Annotated in this window: 23 protein-coding genes; 15 read left to right on the top strand and 8 right to left on the bottom strand. The window is 59.4% G+C overall.

The genetic code is table 11. The features are described from left to right. Positions 1-9 precede the first annotated feature (9 nt). Both RRF55_RS22985 and eutC read left to right on the top strand, forming a co-directional pair. Positions 10-1,398: an ethanolamine ammonia-lyase subunit EutB gene (locus RRF55_RS22985; RefSeq protein ID WP_004147269.1), complete on the top strand. Its 1,389-nt coding sequence runs from the start codon at positions 10-12 to the stop codon at positions 1,396-1,398. Next, positions 1,395-2,171 (top strand): ethanolamine ammonia-lyase subunit EutC, encoded by a 777-nt coding sequence (gene eutC, locus RRF55_RS22980; RefSeq protein ID WP_063416994.1) that lies wholly within the window; start codon positions 1,395-1,397, stop codon positions 2,169-2,171. The genes RRF55_RS22985 and eutC overlap by 4 nt, the downstream gene beginning before the upstream one ends. A gap of 439 nt (positions 2,172-2,610) precedes the next feature. On the opposite strand, the gene RRF55_RS22975 is transcribed toward eutC, so the two are convergent. Then, positions 2,611-2,754, bottom strand: coding sequence for a hypothetical protein (locus tag RRF55_RS22975; protein ID WP_020804790.1), 144 nt, complete (start codon positions 2,752-2,754; stop codon positions 2,611-2,613). On the opposite strand from RRF55_RS22975, the gene RRF55_RS22970 reads away from it, so the two are divergent. From RRF55_RS22970 to RRF55_RS22950, 5 genes are read left to right on the top strand one after another with little or no spacing between them, the layout of a single operon-like run. Beyond that, positions 2,747-3,853, top strand: coding sequence for an ABC transporter substrate-binding protein (locus RRF55_RS22970; protein ID WP_004147267.1), 1,107 nt, complete (start codon positions 2,747-2,749; stop codon positions 3,851-3,853). The two genes, RRF55_RS22975 and RRF55_RS22970, sit on opposite strands and share 8 nt — an antisense overlap. Positions 3,854-3,872: 19 nt before the next feature. After that, complete coding sequence (locus RRF55_RS22965; protein WP_002890128.1) at positions 3,873-4,772, top strand: branched-chain amino acid ABC transporter permease; 900 nt, start codon at positions 3,873-3,875, stop codon at positions 4,770-4,772. Continuing rightward, positions 4,772-5,821 carry a branched-chain amino acid ABC transporter permease gene (locus RRF55_RS22960; RefSeq protein WP_439419171.1) on the top strand — a complete coding sequence of 350 codons (1,050 nt, stop codon included), beginning with the start codon at positions 4,772-4,774 and terminating at the stop codon, positions 5,819-5,821. The genes RRF55_RS22965 and RRF55_RS22960 overlap by 1 nt, the downstream gene beginning before the upstream one ends. Beyond that, positions 5,808-6,590, top strand: a complete 783-nt coding sequence (locus RRF55_RS22955; protein ID WP_004151354.1) for an ABC transporter ATP-binding protein — start codon at positions 5,808-5,810, stop codon at positions 6,588-6,590. The genes RRF55_RS22960 and RRF55_RS22955 overlap by 14 nt, the downstream gene beginning before the upstream one ends. Further along, positions 6,583-7,278, top strand: coding sequence for an ABC transporter ATP-binding protein (locus RRF55_RS22950; RefSeq protein WP_002890126.1), 696 nt, complete (start codon positions 6,583-6,585; stop codon positions 7,276-7,278). The genes RRF55_RS22955 and RRF55_RS22950 overlap by 8 nt, the downstream gene beginning before the upstream one ends. A gap of 116 nt (positions 7,279-7,394) precedes the next feature. Here the strand turns inward: RRF55_RS22950 and RRF55_RS22945 are convergent, their stop codons facing one another. Next, positions 7,395-7,565 (bottom strand): hypothetical protein, encoded by a 171-nt coding sequence (locus tag RRF55_RS22945; RefSeq protein ID WP_002890108.1) that lies wholly within the window; start codon positions 7,563-7,565, stop codon positions 7,395-7,397. Between the two features lie 333 nt (positions 7,566-7,898). On the opposite strand from RRF55_RS22945, the gene RRF55_RS22940 reads away from it, so the two are divergent. From RRF55_RS22940 to RRF55_RS22925, 4 genes are read left to right on the top strand one after another with little or no spacing between them, the layout of a single operon-like run. Continuing rightward, on the top strand, positions 7,899-8,708 hold the full coding sequence (locus RRF55_RS22940) for an ABC transporter substrate-binding protein (RefSeq protein WP_002890106.1): 810 nt from the start codon (positions 7,899-7,901) through the stop codon (positions 8,706-8,708). A 1-nt stretch (position 8,709) separates the two neighbouring features. Continuing rightward, complete coding sequence (locus RRF55_RS22935) at positions 8,710-9,528, top strand: amino acid ABC transporter ATP-binding protein (RefSeq protein ID WP_004151355.1); 819 nt, start codon at positions 8,710-8,712, stop codon at positions 9,526-9,528. Next, positions 9,525-10,277: an amino acid ABC transporter permease gene (locus RRF55_RS22930; RefSeq protein ID WP_009307885.1), complete on the top strand. Its 753-nt coding sequence runs from the start codon at positions 9,525-9,527 to the stop codon at positions 10,275-10,277. Before RRF55_RS22935 ends, RRF55_RS22930 begins: the two co-directional genes overlap by 4 nt. Further along, entirely contained in the window at positions 10,267-10,956 is a 690-nt protein-coding gene (locus tag RRF55_RS22925; RefSeq protein WP_048976053.1) for an amino acid ABC transporter permease, read from the top strand. Before RRF55_RS22930 ends, RRF55_RS22925 begins: the two co-directional genes overlap by 11 nt. A gap of 3 nt (positions 10,957-10,959) precedes the next feature. On the opposite strand, the gene RRF55_RS22920 is transcribed toward RRF55_RS22925, so the two are convergent. The 6 genes from RRF55_RS22920 to ecpR form a co-directional block, all read right to left on the bottom strand. Next, positions 10,960-11,670 (bottom strand): fimbria/pilus periplasmic chaperone, encoded by a 711-nt coding sequence (locus RRF55_RS22920; protein ID WP_002890061.1) that lies wholly within the window; start codon positions 11,668-11,670, stop codon positions 10,960-10,962. Further along, on the bottom strand, positions 11,639-13,282 hold the full coding sequence (gene ecpD / locus RRF55_RS22915) for a fimbrial adhesin EcpD (RefSeq protein ID WP_002890060.1): 1,644 nt from the start codon (positions 13,280-13,282) through the stop codon (positions 11,639-11,641). The genes RRF55_RS22920 and ecpD overlap by 32 nt, the downstream gene beginning before the upstream one ends. Continuing rightward, complete coding sequence (locus RRF55_RS22910; protein WP_102007257.1) at positions 13,272-15,797, bottom strand: fimbrial biogenesis outer membrane usher protein; 2,526 nt, start codon at positions 15,795-15,797, stop codon at positions 13,272-13,274. Before RRF55_RS22910 ends, ecpD begins: the two co-directional genes overlap by 11 nt. 25 nt (positions 15,798-15,822) lie before the next feature. Next, on the bottom strand, positions 15,823-16,491 hold the full coding sequence (locus RRF55_RS22905) for a fimbrial chaperone EcpB (RefSeq protein ID WP_004144586.1): 669 nt from the start codon (positions 16,489-16,491) through the stop codon (positions 15,823-15,825). 58 nt (positions 16,492-16,549) lie between these two features. After that, a complete protein-coding gene (gene ecpA, locus RRF55_RS22900) occupies positions 16,550-17,137 on the bottom strand; it encodes a common pilus major fimbrillin subunit EcpA (RefSeq protein WP_002890053.1) in 588 nt (195 codons plus the stop codon). A gap of 74 nt (positions 17,138-17,211) precedes the next feature. Next, on the bottom strand, positions 17,212-17,754 hold the full coding sequence (gene ecpR, locus RRF55_RS22895; protein ID WP_004144585.1) for an ECP biosynthesis operon DNA-binding transcriptional regulator EcpR: 543 nt from the start codon (positions 17,752-17,754) through the stop codon (positions 17,212-17,214). Between the two features lie 848 nt (positions 17,755-18,602). Here ecpR and phnC point away from each other — a divergent pair. The 4 genes from phnC (at position 18,603) to phnE (RRF55_RS22875) (ending at position 22,226) form a co-directional block, all read left to right on the top strand. Continuing rightward, positions 18,603-19,445 carry a phosphonate ABC transporter ATP-binding protein gene (phnC, locus tag RRF55_RS22890; protein WP_002890003.1) on the top strand — a complete coding sequence of 281 codons (843 nt, stop codon included), beginning with the start codon at positions 18,603-18,605 and terminating at the stop codon, positions 19,443-19,445. 22 nt (positions 19,446-19,467) lie between these two features. Beyond that, entirely contained in the window at positions 19,468-20,406 is a 939-nt protein-coding gene (gene phnD, locus RRF55_RS22885) for a phosphonate ABC transporter substrate-binding protein (protein ID WP_002890002.1), read from the top strand. A 66-nt stretch (positions 20,407-20,472) separates the two neighbouring features. Beyond that, a complete protein-coding gene (phnE, locus tag RRF55_RS22880) occupies positions 20,473-21,345 on the top strand; it encodes a phosphonate ABC transporter, permease protein PhnE (protein WP_021312332.1) in 873 nt (290 codons plus the stop codon). After that, positions 21,342-22,226, top strand: coding sequence for a phosphonate ABC transporter, permease protein PhnE (phnE, locus tag RRF55_RS22875; RefSeq protein WP_031588346.1), 885 nt, complete (start codon positions 21,342-21,344; stop codon positions 22,224-22,226). Before phnE (RRF55_RS22880) ends, phnE (RRF55_RS22875) begins: the two co-directional genes overlap by 4 nt. Positions 22,227-22,371 lie beyond the last annotated feature (145 nt).

The raw sequence follows: 22,371 nt of genomic DNA, 5'->3' as shown, positions 1-22,371 counted from the left end.
GGAGGCGGCATGTATAAAACCACGCTATCGGGCCAGGTATGGCGCTTTGATAGTCTGAAAACGCTGATGGCGAAAGCGTCGCCGGCCCGCTCCGGCGACGCCCTCGCAGGGATTATCGCCACCTCAGCCGAAGAGCGGATGGCGGCGAAAATGGCCCTCGCCGAGGTGCCGCTGACCGACATTCTCGACAACCCGCTTATCCCTTACGAGCAGGACGAAGTGACTCGCCTGATCCTCGACACCCATGATGCGCAGGGCTTTGCCGCCCTGCGTCACCTGACGGTCGGCGATTTTCGCGACTGGCTGCTGGATGATGCTACCGATACCGCCACGCTGCAGCGGGTCGCCCGCGCCATCACCCCGGAGATGGCGGCGGCGGTCAGTAAGCTGATGCGCAATCAGGATCTGATCCTTGCCGCCAGCAAATGCCAGGTGGTGACGCGCTTTCGCAACACCATCGGCCTGCCCGGCCACCTCAGCGTACGCCTGCAGCCCAACCATCCCACCGACGACCTGAAAGGCATCGCCGCCAGTATGCTCGACGGGCTGCTGTACGGCGCCGGGGACGCGGTGATCGGCATCAACCCGGCCAGCGACAGCTTACCGGTGCTGGCGCAGCTGAACGTCATGCTGGACGATATTATTCAGCGCTTCGCCATCCCTACCCAGTCCTGCATTCTGACCCATGTGACCAATACGCTGCAGCTGATTGAGCGCGGCGCGCCGGTGGATCTGGTGTTCCAGTCGGTGGCCGGTACCGAAGCGGCCAACAGCGGCTTCGGCATCAATCTTGCCTTGCTGCAGGAGGCCCGCGAGGCGGCCCTCAGCCTCAGGCGCGGTACCCTCGGCAGCAATGTGATGTATTTTGAGACCGGCCAGGGAAGCTGCCTGTCGGCCAACGCCCACCACGGCGTCGATCAGCAAACCTGTGAGGCGCGGGCCTACGCCGTCGCCCGCCACTTTGAACCGCTACTGGTCAATACCGTGGTCGGTTTTATCGGTCCGGAGTATCTCTACGACGGCAAGCAGATTATTCGCGCCGGGCTGGAGGATCATTTCTGCGGCAAGCTGATGGGCCTGCCGATCGGCTGCGACGTCTGCTATACCAACCACGCGGAAGCGGATCAGGATGATATGGACACCCTGCTGACCTTGCTGTGCGCCGCCGGGCTCACCTTCCTGATAGGCGTGCCCGGAGCGGACGATATCATGCTCAATTACCAGAGCACCTCGTTCCATGACGCGCTGTACGCCCGTCGTCTGCTGGGCTTAAAGCATGCCCCGGAGTTCGCCGACTGGCTGGCGAAGATGCAGATTATCGATCCGCACGGCGCGCTGCGGCTCACCGACGCCCGCCATCCGCTGCTGTCCGTCCTGCCGCAAGGAGCCTCCGTATGAACCGTCCCGATGCCTGGAACCCGCTGCGTGAATTTACCGATGCGCGGATCGCCCTGGGGCGCAGCGGCGCCAGTCTGCCGACCCGCGAAGTCCTCAACTTTGGTCTGGCCCATGCCAGAGCGCGGGATGCCATTCATCAGCCGTTCGCCAGCCAACAATTGGTGGCGCCGCTGGCGGCGCTCGGCCTCGAGGCCCTGACGGTGCACAGCGCCGCGCCGGACCGTCATACCTATCTGCGGCGCCCGGATCTCGGGCGGCAGCTCGCCGATGAGAGTCGCGCCGACCTCGCCGCCAGCGGCGTCCGCCCCGCCGACCTGCTGCTGGTGATCGGCGACGGCCTCTCTTCCTGGGCGGTAGAGCGCCAGGCGGTGCCGTTGATCCGCGCCCTGCTGCCCTATCTGCAGACGCTGGGTATCGGCCTGGCGCCGGTGGTGCTGGCGCATCAGTCGCGGGTGGCGCTGGGGGATGATATTGGCGAAACCCTGAAAGCCCGCGCGGTGGCGATCCTGATTGGCGAACGACCGGGTCTCTCCTCGCCGGACAGCCTCGGCGTCTACCTCACCTGGCAGCCCCATCGTCAGCGCCTGGAATCTGAGCGCAACTGTATCTCCAATATTCGTCCGGAGGGATTAAGCCATGACGCCGCCGCCTTTAAACTGGCCTGGCTGCTGGAGCAGGCTTTTTTACGCCGCGTCACCGGCGTGCAGTTAAAAGATGAAAGTGATAATCCGGCGCTGCATGGTAAAATAAAACCGTTGCCCCCTTTAAAATAATAAGTCACGCGAGCAGCAGAATAGATTTTTAATATTATCTTGTGCACCTGACTTTATATTCCGCCGCGTGCTGAAATTGCCCGACGGCGCTTCGCTGGTACGGGTTTACGGAAGCCGTGCCAGCGGTTTATATGGCGTATTTTTCAGGCCGGGTAAGGCGCCAGTCGCCCCCCGGCAAAATGCTTTCACCGTACCAAAAATCGTGTTGTCGCCAGCCTTATGCCCTTCCCTGCAGGTAATAAGAATATTGCATGAGTAAAAACGAAACGGACGTTGTAAGGTAAATCAGCGCATTAAAAATATCCATCATACTTCAAGTTGCATGTGCGTTGGCTGCGTTCTCTCCCCCAGTCACTTACTTCTGTAAACGCCTGGAGACTCGCTTACTTGCCGCCTTCATGCGACTCGAATTATTTAGGGTATATATCTCGTTATCTATTCAACATAACAGCCAATAATTCGCCGGATACGCTGGCGCATTATTCCTCAATGTTATGCAGTCATTGATGGTTAAAGATAAATAATCGACCGACGGAGAAATATCAATGAAATCGTTTTCCGGGAAAGCGTCTTTAATGGCCACGCTGGTTGCCGCGCTGGTCGGCGCCAGCAGCGCGCAGGCAGCGGAAATTAAAATCGGGGTGGTATTACCCCTGAGCGGCGCCCTCAGCGGCTATGGCCAGCCGTCGCAGAAAGGGCTGGACATTATTCAGGCCATCACCCCAACGTTAAAAAATGGCGATACCATCAAGCTTATCGTTATCGATGATAAAAGCGACAAAGTCGAAGCAGCCAACGCCATGCAGCGCCTGGTCTCCAGCGATAAAGTGGATGCCGTGATCGGGGAAGTCACCTCCTCCAACACCCTGGCGATGACCAAAATCGCCGACGACAGCAAAACGCCGCTGGTCTCCTCCACCGCCACCAACGACCGCGTCACCCGCAACCATCCCTACGTCAGCCGGGTCTGCTTCTCGGACAGCTTCCAGGGGGTGGTCGGGGCCAATCTGGCCTCCCGCGATCTGAAAGCCAAAACCGCCGCCATCGTGTTTGACAGCAGCAACGACTACTCCGTCGGCCTGGCGAAAGCGTTCCGCACCCAGTTCCTGAAAAACGGCGGCACCATTCCCATCGAGGTCCAGGCCCCGGGCGGCAGCAAGGACTTTAAAGCCCAGCTGGCGAGCGTCAAGGCGAAGAATGTCGACATGATTTACATGCCGATCTACTACACCGAAGGGGCGCTGATTGCCGTGCAGTCTAAACAACTGGGGCTCAACAAACCGGTGGTGGGCGGCGACGGTCTGGCCGCGGATCAGGTCTTCTTCGATGTCGGTAAAGACGCGGTCAACGGCTATATGACCACCGATTACTACTCGCCGAACGCCAAAGAGCAGACCCCGGCGGGGGAAACCTTCATCAAAGCCTGGGAAGCCAAATACCAGCAGCCGACCCATACCTGGGGCGCAATGGCGGCGGACGCCTATAACGTCATCGTCAACGCCATGAACCAGTGCAGCGATCCCCACGATCGGGTCTGCGTGAATGAAAAAATCCGCGCCACCAAAGATTTCCAGGGGGTGACCGGCACGCTGACGTTACAGAACGGCGATGCCATTCGCAGCGCGGTCATCAACGAAGTGAAAGATGGCAAGCTGGCGTTTCGTACCGTGGTTAACCCTTAAGTTGTGACGAGGCTACAAAATGGACGGCGCCATTTTTCTCCAGCAAGTGGTCAATGGAATGAGTCTTGGGGGCATGTACGCCCTGATTGCCATCGGTTATACGATGGTTTATGGCGTGCTGCGGCTGATCAACTTCGCCCATGCGGACGTGATGATGGTCGGCGCGTTTAGTACGCTGTTTTTATTTTCTTCGGTTGGGCTACCCTTCGGGGTAGCCGTTTTCCTGACCCTCGGGCTGTGCGGCCTGTTTGGTATGCTGATTGACCGGGTCGCCTATCGTCCGCTGCGTCAGGCCTCGAAAATCTCCATGCTGATCACCGCCATCGGCGTCAGCTTCTTTCTCGAAAACCTGTTTAACGTACTGTTTGGCGGCAGCTCGCGCTTCTTCTCCGCCCCTGACTTTTTCAACCAGACCCGGGCCTTCGGCAGCGTCATCATTACCAACGTGGCGTGGATTGTGCCGCTGATCACCGTCCTGCTGCTGCTGGCGATCCTCTGGCTGCTGTACCGCACCCGCTATGGGATGGCGATCCGCGCGGTGGCTTTTGACGTCAACACCGTGCGCCTGATGGGCATTGACGCCAACCGGATCATCTCCCTGGTCTTCGCCCTCGGCAGTAGTCTCGCGGCGCTCGGCGGCGTGTTCTACTCCATCAGCTACCCGACGATCGATCCCCTGATGGGCGTGCTTATCGGCCTGAAGGCCTTCGCCGCCGCCGTGCTGGGCGGGATCGGCAGCGTCACCGGCGCGGTGCTGGGCGGCTTTATCCTCGGTTTTACCGAGGTGGTCGCCGTGGCGATCTTCCCCGAACTGGGCGGCTATAAAGACGCTTTCGCCTTCCTGTTCTTGATTCTGGTCCTCTTGTTCCGCCCGGTCGGCATTATGGGCGACGAACGTCTGGAAAGGAGCCGTTTCTGATGCTCAACGCGACGACGACCGCCGGGGCGCAGCTGCGCAACCTGGTCATTATTGTCATCTGTATCGCGCTGCTGGCCGGAATCAACGTGGTTTTCAATGACTACATTGTTCGTGTCATCAGCACCATTTTTATCTTTATGATCCTCGCGGTCAGCTACAACCTGATCAACGGCGTGACCGGCCAGCTGTCGCTGGAGCCGAACGGCTTCGTGGCGGTGGGCGCCTACGTCACCGCCCTGCTGATCCTCTCCAGCGACAGCAAGGTAGACATGTTTGAAATGGCCGCCCCCAGCCCGTGGATCCTCAGCCTGCACGCGGGCTTCCTCCCTGCCCTGCTGATAAGCGGCCTGTGCGCGGCGGCGCTGGCGGTGTGCCTCGCCGTGCCGGTCTTCCGGGTACGTGGCGACTACCTGGCCATTGTCACCCTCGGCTTTGGGTTTATCATCAAGATCCTCGCCATTAACAACCCGCAAATCACCAACGGCGCCATCGGGCTGAACGATATTCCGCAGCAGCCGCATCTCCTGTTCTGGTGCGGGCTGTTCGCCCTGCTGGCCACCGGCATGATCCTCCAGCTGGTGTGGTCGAAGTATGGCCGGATGATGAAAGCTACTCGCGACGATGAAGATGCGGCGATCGCCATGGGGGTCAACACCTTCCGCATTAAAACCTGCGCCTTCGCCACCAGCGCCTTCTTCGAAGGGATCGGCGGCGGTCTGCTGGCTTCCCTGCTGACCACCATTTCCCCAGGGCTGTTCGACTTTATGCTCACCTTCCAGCTGCTGATTATTATCGTCCTCGGCGGGCTCGGCAGCACCACCGGCGCCCTGCTCGGCACCGTGCTGGTGGTCGGCAGCGGCGAGTGGCTGCGCTTCCTCGATCAGCCGCTGCAGTTCTTCGGTCACGATCTCGGCGCGTACCCGGGCCTGCGAATGGTGGTCTTCTCCCTGCTGTTGCTGATCATCATGCTCTTCGCCCGCGAGGGGCTGCTGGGGAAAAAAGAGATTTGGCAGACCGGAAGAAGGAGCGGCGGCTATGGCGGAAAATAACGTTATCCTGCAGGTGCAGGATGTCACCATGCAGTTCGGCGGCCTGCGGGCCATCGACAACGTCAGCTTCCATGTTGACGAGGCGGAGATCTTTGGCCTTATCGGCCCTAACGGCGCGGGCAAAACGACCCTGTTTAACGTCATTACCGCCAACTATAAACCCACCAGCGGCAGCGTCACCCTGGCGGGCACGTCGCTGAAGGGGCTGAAGCCCAACCAAGTGGTGAACGCCGGGATCGCCCGCACCTTCCAGAATATCCGCCTGTTTAACTCCATGACGGTGCTGGAGAACGTGATGGTCGGACTCGACCGCGCCAGCCGCTATTCGCTGCTGGAGGCGGCCCTGCATATTGGTCGCTACTTTCCGGCCGAGCGGGCGGCGAAAGCCAAAGCGATGGCCATCCTGGAGGATATCGGCATCGCCCACTTCGCCCATATGCAGGCCACAAACCTAAGCTATGGCAACCAGCGCAAAGTGGAGATCGCCCGCGCGCTGGCCACCGCGCCGAAGCTGCTCCTGCTCGATGAGCCAGCCGCCGGGATGAACCCGAAGGAGACCGAGGATCTGGCGGAGCTGATCTTCCGCATGCGCCATGACTATCAGCTAAGCGTCCTGTTAATCGAGCACGATATGCCCTTCGTCAACCGCCTGTGCGAGCGGGTGATGGTTCTGGAGTACGGTAAGCCGTTGTTCAGCGGCCTGATGGCCGAGGCGATCCAGCATCCGGACGTCATTTCCGCTTATCTGGGAGAAGCCAATTATGCTTAACGCCCGGGAACTGAAGGTCTTTTACGGCGTGATCCAGGGTCTGAAGGGCGTCGATATCGACGTCTATGACCGGGAAATCGTCACCCTGATCGGCAGCAATGGCGCCGGTAAAACCTCCACCCTGAACGGGATCGTCAACCTGGTGCGCTCCAGTGGGCGCGTCAGCTTCCTCAACGACGATATCTCACGCAGCCAGACCCACCAGATCGTGCGTCGCGGGCTGGCGCTGGTGCCGGAGGGACGGCGCGTCTTTACCAACCTGACCATCGAAGAGAACCTGCGCATGGGCGCTTACAATAATCTCGCCGGCTACGCCCGCCTGCGCGATCGCATGTACGCCCTCTTTCCGCGGCTCAAGGAGCGGCGCCATCAGATGGCGGGCACCATGAGCGGCGGCGAGCAGCAGATGCTGGCCATCGCCCGGGCGCTGATGAGCGAGCCGGTGTTATTGATGCTGGATGAACCGAGCCTCGGGCTGGCGCCGAAAATTGTCGGCGAGCTGTTCGGCATCATTAAGCAACTGCGCGAAGAGAATATGACGGTGCTGCTGGTGGAGCAGAATGCGACGGCCGCGCTGGCGATCGCCGATCGGGCGTATGTCCTGGAGAATGGCCGGATCACCTTGTCAGGCGCGGCGCGGGAGATGCTGACTAATCCGGAAATTAAGCGGATGTATCTGGGGGGATAGGCATGGTCAAAACTGCCTGGGCTGCGGCGGCGCCTCCTGCAAGGCCGCAACCTCAGGCAGTCTCTTGCTACACAAAGCACACCTCGTTCCAGTAGGCTTCTCGCGTCCTGCGTCGCTCAGTATGTCTTATCATGACGGAACCACCGGGTTTCCACGTTGCCAATGTCCACGCCGTAGAGGCTGGCTACCGGCAGGATCGCCTCCATGACGCGCTGGGTATCCTGCTGTCCGGCTTCACCGTTGGACAAAAAAGCCAGCCAGCCCGTTAACCGTTGCCACAATGCCACTTTCGTTTTCTCCTCTGTCGGGAAGCGAATCGCCTGGGTCTATTTCAACCACAGTTGGCCGGGCGCGGGAAATATTAATTCCGAATTTGCAATCCTGGCTGGCGCATATTACCCCCGGTCCTATCACCCTCTCCCTGGCCCTCTCCCTGAGGGAGAGGGGACCGCCCGGCAGTCGTTGCCGTCCTGGTAAAAGCCAGCGGCGCATAAAGAATACCCATAGGTTTGTTAAGTTCTTTTTGGTTATAGATAAGAATTTTTTCTTCTTTGCCGCCGACGGGCAATTTGTGGGAGCGTGATGTCCACAAAACAAAACAGGGATTCAGGGGAAAAACTATGCGCAATAAAACCACAAAAATCGCACTGGCGCTGGGTATGCTGCTGCTCGCCTCGCAGGCACAGGCGGACCAGCTGGCTGACATCAAAGCCGCCGGCGTCGTAAAAGTCGCCACCTTCGACGCCAACCCGCCGTTCGGCTCCGTGGACGCCAAAACCCACCATATCGTCGGCTACGACGTCGACTTTGCCCAGGCGCTGGCGAAAGCGCTCGGCGTCAAACTCGAGCTGGTGGCCACCAACCCGGCCAACCGTATTCCGCTGCTGCAGTCCGGTAAAGCCGACCTGATCGTCGCCGACATTACCATCACCCCGGAGCGGGCCCAGGTTATTGATTTCTCAACGCCGTATTTCGTCACCGGCCAGCAGTTCCTCGTGCCGGCCGGCTCTCCGGATAAGCTCGATGAGTACAGCAAAGCGCGCATCGGCGCGGTGAAAGGCACCACCGGCGAGCAGGCCCTGCACCAGCGTTTCCCGCAGGCTCGCGTCCTCTCCTATGACGATATTCCGCTGGCCCTGACCGCCCTGCGCAACGGCAACGTCCAGGCCATCACCCAGGACAGCACCATCCTCGCCGGTCTGCTGGCGGAAGCGCCGGATAAAGCCAAGTTTAAAATTCTGCCCGACCTGCTCAGCAAAGAAGAGATTGGCGTGGGCGTGAAGAAAGGCGAACCGGCCCTGCTGAAGGCCGTCAACGATGAGCTGGTGAAGCTGGAGAAAACCGGCGAAGCCGCGAAAATTTACGATGTCTGGTTTGGCCCTGCCACCAAAACGCCGCAGCCGCGCGCCTTTACCATAGAAGCGAAATAATATGTTCTCGGGTTTACTCTCCCACTCCGCGGCTCCGGCCGCGGATTTTTCACGTCTGCAGCGCGCCAGCATTACGTTCCGTGATGTGGCCAAGCGCTACGGCGATCATCAGGTACTTAACGCCATCAACCTGCAGGTCGAGCCCGGCGAAGTGGTGGCGATCCTCGGCCCTTCCGGTTCGGGAAAATCGACGCTGATCCGCTTGATCAACCAGCTCGAATCCTTAAGCGGCGGCGAGATCCTGATCGACGGCAAACCCACCAGCCGGCTGAGCGGCAGCGCCTTGCGCCAGCTGCGCAGCCGCGTCGGCTTTGTCTTCCAGCAGTTCAACCTTTATGCCCACCTGACGGCGCAGGAGAACATCACTCTGGCGCTGGAGCGCGTTCATGGCTGGGAAAAAAGCGCGGCTCAGGCGCGGGCGCTGGCGCTGCTGCGTCAGGTCGGACTGGAAGAAAAAGCGCAGCAGATGCCGGCGCAGCTCTCCGGCGGCCAGCAGCAGCGGGTGGCCATCGCCCGCGCCCTGGCCTCCTCGCCGCAGATTATCCTGTTCGATGAGCCCACCTCGGCGCTCGACCCGGAGATGATCGGCGAAGTGCTGCAGGTGATGAAAACCCTCGCCCACAGCGGGATCACCATGCTGGTGGTGACCCACGAAATGCAGTTTGCCCGCGAAATTGCCGACCGGGTGGTGTTTATCGACGGCGGCGACATCCTCGAAGTCGCCCCGCCGGCTGAGTTTTTCGCCCATCCGCAGCATGCCCGCGCGCGGCGTTTTCTGCAGAAGGTGCTGGATCCGCTGCACCAGGAGAGCCTCGAGTGACGCCGATGCTTGACTGGCACGGCGTCCTGAGCGGGCAGCCGTTGCAATGGATTATCTCTGGTTTTCTCACCACCATCTGGGTCAGCGTCGCCGGGATCCTGCTCGCCACCCTGCTGGCGGTCCTGCTGCTGGCCCTGCGCCTCGGCGGCGGACGCGCGGGGCGCGGACTGGTGGCCGCGTGGGTCTCGTTGTTTCGCAACACTCCCCTGCTGGTCCAGCTGCTGTTCTGGTACTTTGCCGCCTGGAACCTGCTGCCGCTGGCGGTGAAGGAGGTGGTGAACGACGAACACGCCTGGTCCATTTTGCCGGGTAACGTCTGGTGGCTGACGCCGGAGTTCCTCTGCTCGATGTGGGGGCTGGGGGTCTTTACCTCCGCCTTTCTGGTGGAAGAGATCGCCTCCGGACTGCGCGCCGTCAGCCACGGGCAGCGGGAAGCCGCGCTGTCGCAGGGCTTTACGCCGTGGCAGGAGCTGCGCTTTATCCTCCTGCCGCAGGGGCTGGCCAACGCCTGGCAGCCGATTGTCGGCCAGTATCTTAACCTGATGAAACTCTCATCGCTGGCGAGCGGCATCGGCTTTGCGGAACTGACCTATCAGGTGCGGCAGATTGAGAGCTATAACGCGCACGCCCTGGAGGCGTTTGCCGTCGGCACCGCGCTGTACCTGGCGCTGGGGGTGGCGATGGGCGTGGCGCTCACGCGTCTCGGCCCGGGAAGAAAACTGCAACGGAGCGCCCGACATGAACGCTAATCTGGCGGTGATCGCCGATAACCTCGATTACCTGCTGTGGGGCCGACTGGCGGAGGGCCAGCCCGGCGGCGTGGCGCTGACCCTGCTGATGGCCATCGGCGCCACCCTGCTGGCGCTGCCGGGAGGCATTGCGCTGGCGGGCCTGGCCTGGCGCTACGGCGGGCTGGTGCGGCGTCTGCTGTTTCTGTGGGCGGAAATTATCCGCGGCATCCCGCTGATATTTGTCATCTTCTGGCTGTGGTATCTACTGCCGATGCTGACCGGCGGCGATCTGCCCGGCGCGGTGACCGTGACCCTGGCACTGGCGTGGTTTACCGCCGCCTCGGTGATGCACTCGGTGCTGGCCGGGCTGCAGTCGCTGCCGAAAGGACAGTATGAGGCGGCGCTGACCCAGGGGTTCGCTCCCGGGCAAACGCTGCGCCTGGTGCTGCTCCCGCAGGCGCTGCGCAACGTTCAGCCGTCGCTGGTGGGGATCTTTATCGGCCTGCTGAAGGACACTTCGCTGGCGTTTATCGTCAACGTCCCGGAGCTGACCACCGTGGCCGGCCAGGTCAACAGCCGGGTGCAGATCTATCCCCTGGCGATCTTCGTCTTCACCGGCGCGGTGTACTACCTGCTGTGCTGCGGTCTGAGCCTGCTGGCCAGCCGGCGCTTTACCCGCCGCGCGACCACCAGATAAGGCTCACTCCGCGGGACGGGGCTTCAGCGGACAGGTATCGCTGATCTTAATAAATTTGTCGTTATAGACCAGATAGTGGTTCCCCGGCTGGCGCAGCGCCGGCTGGCGAACCACGTCCCCGGGACGCAGATACCACGCGTCCCCCTCCTCTTCGGTCGAATCGCATCCGGGCTTAATCAGCAGCTTAAACCAGGTATTGCCGGTGTTGCTCACCGTCCCGGCCACCTTATCGAAAGACCATTTAAACTGCACTTCGCGCGGGCGCACCACCAGAATGGTATCCATCACCACCACCGGCTCCATGCTGACCTCGCCGCCGGTCGGGCTGCGCCTCGTCAGGTTGCGGGTGGGGATTTCGCGAAACGAGACCCGATAGTAGCGCTCGCGGTTATCCCGCGGCCCATGATAGTAAAATTTAAAATACTCGCTCTCACCTGCCTGCAGCACCAGCTGGCGGGGGGCGAACAGCAGTTCGCCATCCACCGGCCGGGAGCGGACTTCGCTGCCGCCCGGGCGATCGATGGCGCTGACGGCGATGCGGTACAGCCGCGCGCTTTTATTATTGTTGACCACCCGTTTGCTGGCGAAATCCGCTTCAGCCGGCAGGGAAAAGGTCAGGTTGCCGACCGAGATCGCCTGCGCCAGCGGCGCTGCCAGCAGGCAGCCCACCGTCAGCAGGGCCTTAGTTAATGTTGCGCCACGTCGCCTGGACATGAATCTCTCCTGAAGCGCTGACTTCGCCAAACCAGCCGTTATCGTCTACCGTCCGCAGCGAAATGGCGTTATCCATCGGAATCGAAAATTTCACCGTGGTCTTATCCATCTGCCCCACTTCGCCGGAGATATCGGTCCACGGCGTGGTCAGCCACAGCGCATCGGTCATATCCCGCCAGCTGTCATCGCACCCGGCATCGTAGGTCTGAGTCGTGCCGCTGCGGGTGATAAAAGAGAGCGTCGCCGGGAACGGCACTTTCGCCGTACCGTCATCGGAGCTGAAGAGACAGTAGGAACGCCCGCCAATCACCTGCGCCGGTCCGGTCACCTTGATCAGCACTTCATCGGCGGCCGTTTTACCGCTGGTGGTGACGATGTAGCCGAAATCGAGCGCCGGTTCGCCGCTGCCGACATACCCCTCGCGCGACGGCGCCGAGGTATATTCGTCGGAGATAATGCTGATGCTGAAATCACGGGGCTTGATAATCAGCGTGTTGGAGGTGGAAAACTCATACCAGCCTGACTCCGGCGAGGTGGTGTTCTGAAAGCGAAAGTTGAACAGATCCTTGGTGTTGATATCGCTGATCCCGAGGTTCACCATCTGTTTAAAGAAGTTGCTGGAGAAGAAAACATAGATCGAGTCTGAGCTCTTCATCTCGTTGAAGGTGTAGTAATAGGCGGTATTGCTCACCGGCTTCCAGGAGCTGCCGTTGAGGCTGAACTGCATATCGTACGCCCCGACGGCCGAGGCCAGCGACGAGTTGGCGATCGCCGGGAAAATATGGATCGAGGTGTTGCTTAAGCCGTTGGTCTGCAAGGTATAGTTGACCATCTTACAGCTTAATCCTGAGCGGCTGCCGATGGTCTGCGTCCGGCAGTCGGCGTTCCCTTCCCCGAGGGTCGGCACGCCATCGCTGTTGATAAACACCTCCGCCAGCGAGTGGGTATTAATCAACCGCAGGTTCGCGGCTTTGGTGTGGGTGACGTTGCGCACATACCAGTTACCGGAGGCCTGATCCTTACAGCGCGCGCCGCTGCTGGCATCGTAGTTCACCGAGGTCTGACAGGCATTGATGGTCATCGTAAAGCTGCCGCCGACCGGCATCTGCTGCAGATATTGATAGAAGGCGTCTGACATCATGCCGTGCATCCACTTCGCGCCGCCGCTGGTCACCGTCGCGCCGTAAAACCCGCTGGCGTCGGTGGTCTGCGGCAGGATCAGGCTGGTAGCCATATCGCACCCGGCGTACCAGTTGATGCAGCGCAGGCCGGTTAAGGGGTGTGAAACCGGTGAGTTTTCCAGCCACATATCAAACTTCCAGTTGGCATTGAGCCCGGTGTTGTAGCCGTTATCGATATAGCCGAGACTCTGCTGATAGATGGTGCCGGAGCCGGTGTATTTTAAGCCGGTCCAGCGGTTAGCGCCGGTCATACGCGGATCCAGCGCCCCGCCGGGGGTGACGAAAAAGTTGTCGTCGGAGTTGTTTTCCACAAACACAAACTCGCGCGCCGGCGCATCCGACCAGGTGGTCTTGGTCACCGCCGCCCTGAGCGCGGCTGCCGGCCAGAGCAGCGCGAGGATCGCCAGCGCCATCAGTGCATTAACTTTCATTCTCTTCTCCTGACTGCTGCACCGCCGCCCACGACGAGAGGCCGCTGCAGACCACATCCCCCACCCAGACGGCGCCGCGCGCCTGGCTGAGCTCCAGCGCCACTTCGCAGGTTTTATTGCCGCCGTAGCTGAAATCGATAGTGGGGTATTTCTTATCCACGTCCATGACAAACTCGCCGTTTTCATCGGTGCGGGTACGGCCGATATGGTTGTTAATCCGCGCATTCGCCAGCAGCGTGCCGTCTTCTGCACGAATACGGCCGGAGACGGTGACCATCTGCTTCACCTCTGGCTCAATCACCGCGACGTTGCCCGGATAAAGGGTCAGATGACTCTTGCGCCCGCTGACGATGTCGTAGCTGTCGAGCGAGTTTTTGCTGTTCTGCAGCTCCACCTCATAGCGACCATAGGGAGAGAGCGGCAGGTAGTTACGCTTGCCGCTGAGCGGGAAGATCCGCCCGTTAACCCTGGCGCTGATCTGACCATCGTCCTCCAGCCCGGTGTTGAAGATCACCCCAGCGTTGCCGTCGGTTCGTCCGCTGGCGGCGATATTTTTGCCCTGCCAGCCGACGCTGCCGCTGGCGGTGAGGTTGGTGTTGACGTAGCCGTCCGCCGCGCTGTTGACGTTCAGCGTGCCGCTGGCGTAGCGGGCGTCGAACTGGGCATACGCGCCGCCGCTGAGGGTTTTGTCATCCCCGGTATCGCCGGAGATGGCCCGCGACAGATTGGCGCCGATGGTGCGAATAGTGCCTTCATCAAACTGCTTGCGCGCTGAGAGGTTAGCCATGGTATAGCCGTTCTGATGGGTCATCCCGGCGCTGAACCAGTTGCCCAGCGGCAGCGACAGATCGAGGGCGATATATTTCCCGGTGTTGGCGCTGCTGTCGCCATTGTTATAGCGCTGGATCCCCGCCCGCAGGCCGAGCGAGCCAAAGGCGCCGCTGTAGACCGTCTGATAGTAATCCGCGGTGTAGTAATGGCTGTTGTAGCGACGGTCATCGTTGTAGCTGACGCTGAACGTCCCCAGCTTCGACCACAGCGCGTTCAGGTTGAGGGTGCCGCCGATCGCCCGGTTGTCGGCATCGCTGCGCCGCAATTGATCGCCAATGCGGGTTCTCTCCTGGTTAACCCACACTGAACTGAATCCCCCGGGCAACGTGGCGCTGATGCTGCCGACGCTGCTCCACGAGCTGTCGCTGGCCAGCATGTTTTGCAGGTTAACGTTGATCGACTCGCCCAGCGGTAGCGTCAGGCGGGTTTCCCCCACAGCCTGGTTGTCGTAGCCATAGCCCGTAGCCGCCCAGCTCAGGGTGCTGAGCGACCCGGAGGCCGAAAGGCCTGCCAGCCAGCTCTCTTTCGCCGGCCGGGTCTTTTTCCCGCTCTCTGACCAGCGATCCATATGAAAACTGCCGCCCCATACCTGCCACGCCAGCGGCGCGCCGGCGCCGCGTCCCCGGCTGAACAGCTTATTGACCCGCTGGGTGCGTTTGCTGACCACCCGACCATTGACGATCACCTCCACTTCCACGTCGTAAATACCGTACGGCAGGCCGCGGGTATCCACTTCATGGTTGCCCATAGCGAAGTTCTGGACGCTCAGCAACCGACCGTCACGGGTGAGATGCACCTCGCCCGCCGCCGGCAGAAAGGCGATCACCGGCGTGGCGGACTGGCTGTTGTCGAAGACGGTGGAGCTGGCCTGGTTCCCCCAGGAAAGGCCGTAAATCTTACCGGCCGAAATAGCGGTCATCGGTCCCAGGGACTGCAGGTTCCAGGTGTCAAGCATCCCGCCGGCAAAGCGGTGGCCGGCGAAATCGCGCTCATACATGGCCTTATATAATTCACTGTCCTGCTGACCGCTGCCGATGCCGTACAACGAGCCGTCGAGCACCACGTGATGCTCCCGCAGCGCCGTGACGTTGTTCAGCGACAGGTAGCTGGAGGTGTTGCTCCCGCCGTTACGCATCTGATTGTTATAGACGCCGAGGTTATAGCTCAGGTTGCTGCTGAGAGCGTTGACGCTGGACTGGCCGATATCTTCGCTGCGCGAGCGCAGGACGGTGCCCAGCGCCTCGCGCTTGACCACCAGCTGCAGCAGCAGCTGGCGCAGGCTGAGATCCAGCTGTGCGCTGTCGGTCAGGGGAATGGTGAGCGCCTCGCTGAACGGGGCGTTGACCAGGCCGATCAGCTGCTGGCGGGTCTGTTCGCTGACGCTGGCGTTACCTTCGCTCTCCTCCAGCTGGATCTGCCGGACGCGCAGCTGGCCGCCGTCCAGCCAGATAAAGGCGCTGCCGATCCGCTGATCGTCCCGGGTGCTCTGGCTGCCGGCGAGATGAATATAGAGCGGGACGCTCATGCCGTCCTGCAACGCCTGGCTGAAGGCCTGCGGAATAATCACCCCGCCAATCTGCTGCGCGCCTGCGGCAGCAGCGCTGACGTCGGGCTGAACGAACAAAAAGATCATGCCGAAGGCAAGCCGCGTTTTCAGTCCTGGGGTAATCCATCGTTGAGGCATCGTCGTTATCCATCTGCACAGCTGTCTATTTCACGGGAACAAACTGCTCACCCTGCCAAAGCGCCACCCGTCCTTTTTTATCCGCCGTGTCCACGCGCGTAAAACGGCGCGATTTACCCGGCATCAGGTAGTAATTCTCTTTACATTCCTTACCATCGGCGGCCTTCAGGCAGGGGCCGTAGGCGAGGATCCGCAGCGTCGCATTCCCGGTGTTGGTCAGAGAGCCGTTGGCGTACTGAAAGCGATAGTTCACCTGCCGGGGCGCCACCACCAGGATGGTGCCGATGCGGGCGGAAGCAGTGGCCACCGCGCTGCGGTTGGCGTTATCGCGTTGGGCATCGCTGAGCGCCTGATCGAACCAGACAATGCGGTAGTAGCGCTCTTTGTCATCCGCCGGGCCTTTGTAGAAGAAGCGGATCACATCGCTGGCCTGGGCGGGTAGCAGCAGGCTGGCGGGAGTGAGCAATACCTCATCCGGTTTGTCCATCGGGATAACCTGCCCGCCGTCCAGCGGGGAAGAGAGCCGTTCGAGATGGATATTGATCAGTCGACCGCTGTCTGTGCTGTTCTTGATCGTTTTGCTCAGCGTGCTGCTGCCGCTGTTCATAAAGGATGAAATATCGCCGACATCCAGCGCCTGCGCCGGCGACACCCCGGCAAGCAGCAGCCCGAGGGCCAGAAGGTGCTTTTTCATAACAATTCCGTCCGTGAAAAAAGCAGGGGGAGATCCCCCTGCTGGTGCATCAGAAGGATCAGCTGGTCCAGGTGGCGTCGAACTGTACGCTGACGTCGCCGCTCCAGATCCCTTCCGGCAGAGTGCTGTAATCGGTCACGGCGGTGGTGCCGTTGGTGGTGCCGCTGATGATGGAGAAAGTGAAACCATCCTGCGCTGTGGTACGGCCGCTGGCGTTGTAGCCATTAGCCAGCGCGCTGAGGTTGCCGCCCATAATATTGTTGGCGGTATCGATCATCACGGTATCGCCAGTTTTTTCCACCGCGGCGCCGTTATAATCCACGCCCACGCTCAGCGTGGAGCCGGAGGTATCCAGCTGGGTTAAGGTGTTGGTGATAAGACGCGAGGTCAGCTTAAAGGCGGTCGCCGTTGTGTCCCCCTCAATCGCCACGTCAAACAGACCTTTCTGCGAGTTAAAGCCTTTAATGCCTTCGGCGTACTGGAACGCCAGGCTGCCGAGCGGGGTCACAACCAGCTTGCTGGTGGTGTCTTTTTTAGCGGTCGCAGACCAGGTCGCTACAGCCTGAGCCGTTACGTCAGCAGCCTGCGCCACGCCCATACCGGTAAACGCCGTTACCAGAGCTATTGCCAGAACCTTTTTTTTCATCGCTTTTTCATCCTGAGTTGAATTAAGGACATGATGTCCCGGTGAACCATTTAAAAAACAGAATTGCCTGGGTGTTACTGAACTAACTTATATATTTTGGAATACAGTTTGGCCTCAGCATTACGCCGATGGGTATACACTGTCTTCACGCTACAATTTTCAATTCTGGCGATCGATTTCGGCTGCATGCCCTGGGCGGTCATGCGGATAATTTTCATTTCCCGATCTGTAATTTTATCTTTCTTAATATCTTTGCGGAGAAACCTGCCATTAATTACATAGGCCAACTCTTTTCGAATATCGCGACTCAGACCAACATATACCACCCCGCGAATATCGCTATTGTAATACCAGTAGTTCGCTAAGGCCTCTGATTTCCTGGCCGCAATCAATACGACCTGTTTCCCCTTTACCGCGGATAGCCATTCGCTGTCGCGCCTGATAAATTCGTTTAATGAAGCCGTATTGAGATTGATAAACACAAAATCTTTTCTGATTTTCTCCAGTGAGAGATAAATTAATTCGTCGATGTCTACAATCAGTTCGGACAGTCCTTTATAGAAATAGGAGTCATCGGCAGACCAAATATACTTATCGGAACAGCTTTTATATTCCATATAGTTTTTAACCTCATAGTCCTTGAAGTAATCATTTTTACAACGTCACTGCTTGCCAGGCCTATAAAGTTTACTGGCGTATTCGTTTCCTTTAATAAATCGCCATTAAATAAGACACGCATTACTTATCAATATTGGATAAGCGGGGGATTAAACTATAATTATTTTCTGCTTGGCGTTGAATTTAAGTTTTTTCCTATGGAGTGTCAACATGCGGAAAGGCAATGAATTTCGCGCCCAGGTCAATATTTACAAAAACTGAAAATATCAAATTTTTGAGCGCCAGAAAAAGACATTTATTTTCATGAGGTTATTGGTAATATAACCGTCAATTCTTATCTGCGCTTTATATTATCCAGGATCTTCGCCCTATTATGTTAGGAATATTCTTAATGGAACTCTTGAATGGCTTATCAAATAAACCGGATTTAGCACAAAAGAAAGGATATAAATCTACAAATAAACAAAAACCAGGATGATTCACCAACACATAAGACTCATGAATAGATTAACCTGCCGCACAAAATAGTTATGTATATGTTAATACATGCGGGATGTTGAATGCTAAACAAAGGCAGACGCATTATCTATTCGATTAAACAGTCTTCTTCATCAAGATTAAGCGAAGATTGCCGAAGGCTGTCTACGCCTACGAACCGGTCTGTCCCCGCGTCCTCCAAAGCATAGCGGCTTTTCGGCGCTTCGCCAGCCGCCGGCATGCCGCACGCATTGAGCCGCTGGCCGTCGCTCTTTCACGCCAGTTCACGCTTTGTTCGCAATACCGTCATCGAAATTTCATATAAAGACCTATTAATAGTGGCCAGTTAATGACGAACCTGGACACTCTTATGAACAGCTCTCTTGCCGCGGTGGCCGAAACTGATTTCCAGCCGTTCACCGATCCCGCTGCCGGCCGGCAGCGGAAGGTCTTAAGCGTGCGTAATCTGAGTAAAGCTTATCAAGCCCAGCACAAGGTGCTGGACGGCATCAGCTTTGATCTGCACGCCGGGGAAATGGTCGGGGTCATTGGCCGCTCCGGCGCCGGTAAATCGACGCTCCTGCATGTCCTCAACGGCACCCACAGCGCCAGCGGCGGAGAAATTCTTAGCTACCCGGAAGTCGGTACCCCGCACGATGTCTCACAGCTGAAAGGCCGCGCGCTCAATGCCTGGCGTAGCCACTGCGGAATGATTTTTCAGGACTTCTGCCTGGTGCCGCGTCTCGACGTGCTCACCAACGTCCTGCTGGGCCGCCTCAGCCAGACTTCAACCCTGAAATCGCTGTTTAAAATCTTTCCCGCAGCCGACCGGGCGCGCGCCATTGCGCTGCTTGAGTGGATGAACATGCTGCCGCACGCGCTGCAGCGGGCGGAGAACCTCTCCGGCGGGCAGATGCAGCGGGTGGCGATCTGCCGGGCGCTGATGCAAAACCCCGGGATCCTGCTGGCCGACGAGCCTGTCGCCTCGCTGGATCCGAAAAACACTCAGCGCATCATGGATGTGCTGCGCGAGATTAGCGAGCAGGGTATCAGCGTGATGGTAAACCTGCATTCGGTGGAGCTGGTCAGGGCCTACTGCACCCGGGTTATCGGCGTCGCCAGCGGCCAGCTTATTTTTGACGATCACCCCTCCCGGCTGACGCAGGATGTGCTGCAGCGGCTGTACGGCGATGAAGTTAGCCAATTGCATTAATTTCACTCACACGGGCAACATAATGAAAAAATATATGACTGGCGCAGTTCGTTTATCCGCAATGGTCGCGGGCATGATGATGGCATGGCAGGCAGCGGCGGCGCAGCCGAAAGAGCTCAATCTGGGCATTCTCGGCGGCCAGAACGCCACCCAGCAAATCGGCGATAACCAGTGCGTGAAGGCCTTCCTCGATAAAGAGCTGAACGTGGATACCAAACTGCGCAACTCTTCCGACTATTCCGGGGTGATCCAGGGCCTGCTGGGGGGCAAAGTCGACGTGGTGCTGAGCATGTCCCCCTCCTCCTACGCCTCGGTTTATCTCAATAATCCGAAAGCGGTGGATATCGTCGGCATCGCCGTGGACGACAAAGATCAGTCTCGCGGCTATCACTCAGTAGTGATCGTCAAAGCCGACTCCCCGTACAAAACGCTGGACGATTTAAAAGGCAAAGCCTTCGGCTTCGCCGATCCGGATTCCACTTCCGGGTATCTGATCCCTAACCATGCGTTTAAAGAAAAATTTGGCGGTAACGCCGACAACAAATACAACAACACCTTCTCCAGCGTCACCTTCTCCGGCGGCCATGAGCAGGACATCCTCGGCGTGCTGAATGGCCAGTTCGCGGGCGCGGTCACGTGGGCCTCGATGGTTGGCGATTACAACACCGGCTACACTACCGGCGCGTTCAACCGGCTGATTCGCATGGATCATCCGGATCTGATGAAGCAGATCCGCATTATCTGGCAATCGCCGCTGATCCCGAACGGCCCGATCCTGGTGAGCAATGCGCTGCCGGCGGACTTTAAGGCGAAGGTCGTGGCGGCAGTGAAAAAGCTGGACACCGAGGATCACGCCTGCTTTATCAAAGCGATGGGCGGTACTCAGCACATCGGCCCGGGCAGCGTGGCTGACTTCCAGCAGATTATTGATATGAAACGCGAGCTGGTGAGCGCGCGTTAATCCTGCCTCAACGCCGCCTGCTTGCCCCAGGGTAAGCGGCGGCGCTACGTTGAAGATCCCCGACGCATGAAGACAACCCACACCGAATTTGAACGCTATTACCAGCAGGTACGCTCGCGGCAAAAGCGCGATGCCGTCTGCTGGTCGCTGCTGCTGCTGGCGCTCTATTTTGCCGCCGGCAGCGCCGCGGAATTTAATCTGCTGACTATCTGGCACTCGCTGCCCCACTTCTTTGACTATATGGCAGAGACCATTCCGCCCCTGAGCGCCGGCAACCTGTTCGCCGATGTGCAGACCAAAGGGTCGCTGGCCTGGTGGGGCTATCGCCTGCCGATCCAGCTGCCGCTGATCTGGGAAACCCTGCAGCTGGCGCTGGCCTCGACCCTGGTGGCGGTCGCCATCGCCACGGTTTTCGCGTTTCTTGCCGCCAATAACGCCTGGTCCCCGGCGCCGGTGCGCTTTGCCATTCGCGTGCTGGTGGCGTTTTTACGCACCATGCCCGAGCTGGCGTGGGCGGTGATCTTTGTGATGGCGTTCGGCATCGGCGCGATCCCGGGCTTTCTGGCGCTGATGCTGCATACCGTCGGCAGCCTAACCAAACTGTTCTACGAGGCGGTGGAAAGCGCGCAAAACAAACCGGTACGCGGCCTGGCGGCCTGCGGCGCGTCCCCGCTGCAGAAAATTCGCTTCGCCCTGTGGCCGCAAGTGAAACCGCTGTTTCTCTCCTACGGCTTTATGCGGCTTGAAATCAACTTCCGCTCGTCGACCATTCTCGGGCTGGTGGGCGCGGGCGGCATCGGCCAGGAGCTGATGACCAACATCAAACTCGACCGCTACGATCAGGTGAGCATCACCCTGCTGCTGATCATTCTGGTGGTGTCGGCGCTGGACATGCTGTCCGGTCGTCTGCGCCTGTGGGTACTGGAGGATAAGAAATGAGCGTCTGGCACATGCAACCGGATCTCGCCGCCAGCCGGCGGCAGCATAAGCAGCTCTATCAGGTCCAGGGGCGCTACCTGCGCTACGTCGGGCTGGTGGCGCTGGCCTGCGTGCTCTATTACGTCTGGTTTTTTCTGCAGTTTGGTATCAGCGGCGAGCAGCTGACCACCGGCCTGCAGCAGATTGGCCGCTACCTGGCGCGGATGTTCGTCTGGCACGACTTCTGGAACTGGCCGTTCGGCTATTACTTTACGCAAATCGGCGTCACCCTGGCCATCGTCTTCGCCGGGACGCTGACCGCCACGGTGCTGGCGCTGCTGCTCTCCTTCTTCGCCGCCCGCAACATCATGCGCGGCGTGGTGCTGGGGACCCTCGCCCTGCTGATGCGCCGCCTGTTTGATGTGCTGCGCGGGATCGACATGGCTATCTGGGGGCTGATTTTCGTGCGTGCGGTCGGCCTCGGGCCGCTGGCAGGGGTGCTGGCGATCATCATGCAGGACACCGGCCTGCTGGGAAGGCTGTACGCGGAAGGACACGAAGCCGTGGACCGATCTCCCGGGCGCGGACTGACCGCCGTGGGCGCGAACGGCCTGCAAAAGCATCGCTTTGGCATTTTTACCCAGTCGTTCCCGACCTTCCTCGCGCTTAGCCTGTATCAGATTGAATCCAACACCCGCTCCGCGGCGGTGCTGGGCTTCGTCGGCGCCGGCGGTATCGGGCTTATCTATGCCGAGAATATGCGTCTGTGGAACTGGGATGTGGTGATGTTTATCACCCTGCTGCTGGTGGCGGTGGTAATGATCATGGACACCCTTTCCGCCTGGCTGCGCCGTCGCTATATCGGCGGCGCCGTGGTGCCGCTGTATCAGGGCGGACGCTAGCGCGCCTTTGCGCCGGATGGCGGCTTCGTCTTGTCCGGCCTACTCGTCCGGCTCTGACTGTCTCCAGGCCCGGCAAGCAACGGCGCCGCCGGGCGATGGCATCAGGCACGGAGCTGCGTTTATGCCGGGTGGCGGCTGCGCCTTA

It is taken from the genome of Klebsiella sp. K47 (assembly GCF_051858335.1).
GTDB lineage: Bacteria > Pseudomonadota > Gammaproteobacteria > Enterobacterales > Enterobacteriaceae > Klebsiella > Klebsiella pneumoniae.
Note: the sequence above shows the minus strand (reverse complement) of the source record. Positions and strands in the feature narration are given on the sequence as shown.

What these genes read in the sequence shown, in the direction of transcription:
- RRF55_RS22985 (WP_004147269.1), top strand. Translation starts at nt 10, where the DNA reads ATGTATAAAACCACGCTATCGGGCCAGGTATGGCGCTTTGATAGTCTG.
- eutC (WP_063416994.1), top strand. Translation starts at nt 1,395, where the DNA reads ATGAACCGTCCCGATGCCTGGAACCCGCTGCGTGAATTTACCGATGCG.
- RRF55_RS22970 (WP_004147267.1), top strand. Translation starts at nt 2,747, where the DNA reads ATGGCCACGCTGGTTGCCGCGCTGGTCGGCGCCAGCAGCGCGCAGGCA.
- RRF55_RS22965 (WP_002890128.1), top strand. Translation starts at nt 3,873, where the DNA reads ATGGACGGCGCCATTTTTCTCCAGCAAGTGGTCAATGGAATGAGTCTT.
- RRF55_RS22960 (WP_439419171.1), top strand. Translation starts at nt 4,772, where the DNA reads ATGCTCAACGCGACGACGACCGCCGGGGCGCAGCTGCGCAACCTGGTC.
- RRF55_RS22955 (WP_004151354.1), top strand. Translation starts at nt 5,808, where the DNA reads ATGGCGGAAAATAACGTTATCCTGCAGGTGCAGGATGTCACCATGCAG.
- RRF55_RS22950 (WP_002890126.1), top strand. Translation starts at nt 6,583, where the DNA reads ATGCTTAACGCCCGGGAACTGAAGGTCTTTTACGGCGTGATCCAGGGT.
- RRF55_RS22940 (WP_002890106.1), top strand. Translation starts at nt 7,899, where the DNA reads ATGCGCAATAAAACCACAAAAATCGCACTGGCGCTGGGTATGCTGCTG.
- RRF55_RS22935 (WP_004151355.1), top strand. Translation starts at nt 8,710, where the DNA reads ATGTTCTCGGGTTTACTCTCCCACTCCGCGGCTCCGGCCGCGGATTTT.
- RRF55_RS22925 (WP_048976053.1), top strand. Translation starts at nt 10,267, where the DNA reads ATGAACGCTAATCTGGCGGTGATCGCCGATAACCTCGATTACCTGCTG.
- RRF55_RS22920 (WP_002890061.1), bottom strand. Translation starts at nt 11,670, where the DNA reads ATGTCCAGGCGACGTGGCGCAACATTAACTAAGGCCCTGCTGACGGTG.
- ecpD (WP_002890060.1), bottom strand. Translation starts at nt 13,282, where the DNA reads ATGAAAGTTAATGCACTGATGGCGCTGGCGATCCTCGCGCTGCTCTGG.
- RRF55_RS22910 (WP_102007257.1), bottom strand. Translation starts at nt 15,797, where the DNA reads ATGCCTCAACGATGGATTACCCCAGGACTGAAAACGCGGCTTGCCTTC.
- RRF55_RS22905 (WP_004144586.1), bottom strand. Translation starts at nt 16,491, where the DNA reads ATGAAAAAGCACCTTCTGGCCCTCGGGCTGCTGCTTGCCGGGGTGTCG.
- ecpA (WP_002890053.1), bottom strand. Translation starts at nt 17,137, where the DNA reads ATGAAAAAAAAGGTTCTGGCAATAGCTCTGGTAACGGCGTTTACCGGT.
- ecpR (WP_004144585.1), bottom strand. Translation starts at nt 17,754, where the DNA reads ATGGAATATAAAAGCTGTTCCGATAAGTATATTTGGTCTGCCGATGAC.
- phnC (WP_002890003.1), top strand. Translation starts at nt 18,603, where the DNA reads ATGAACAGCTCTCTTGCCGCGGTGGCCGAAACTGATTTCCAGCCGTTC.
- phnD (WP_002890002.1), top strand. Translation starts at nt 19,468, where the DNA reads ATGAAAAAATATATGACTGGCGCAGTTCGTTTATCCGCAATGGTCGCG.
- phnE (WP_021312332.1), top strand. Translation starts at nt 20,473, where the DNA reads ATGAAGACAACCCACACCGAATTTGAACGCTATTACCAGCAGGTACGC.
- phnE (WP_031588346.1), top strand. Translation starts at nt 21,342, where the DNA reads ATGAGCGTCTGGCACATGCAACCGGATCTCGCCGCCAGCCGGCGGCAG.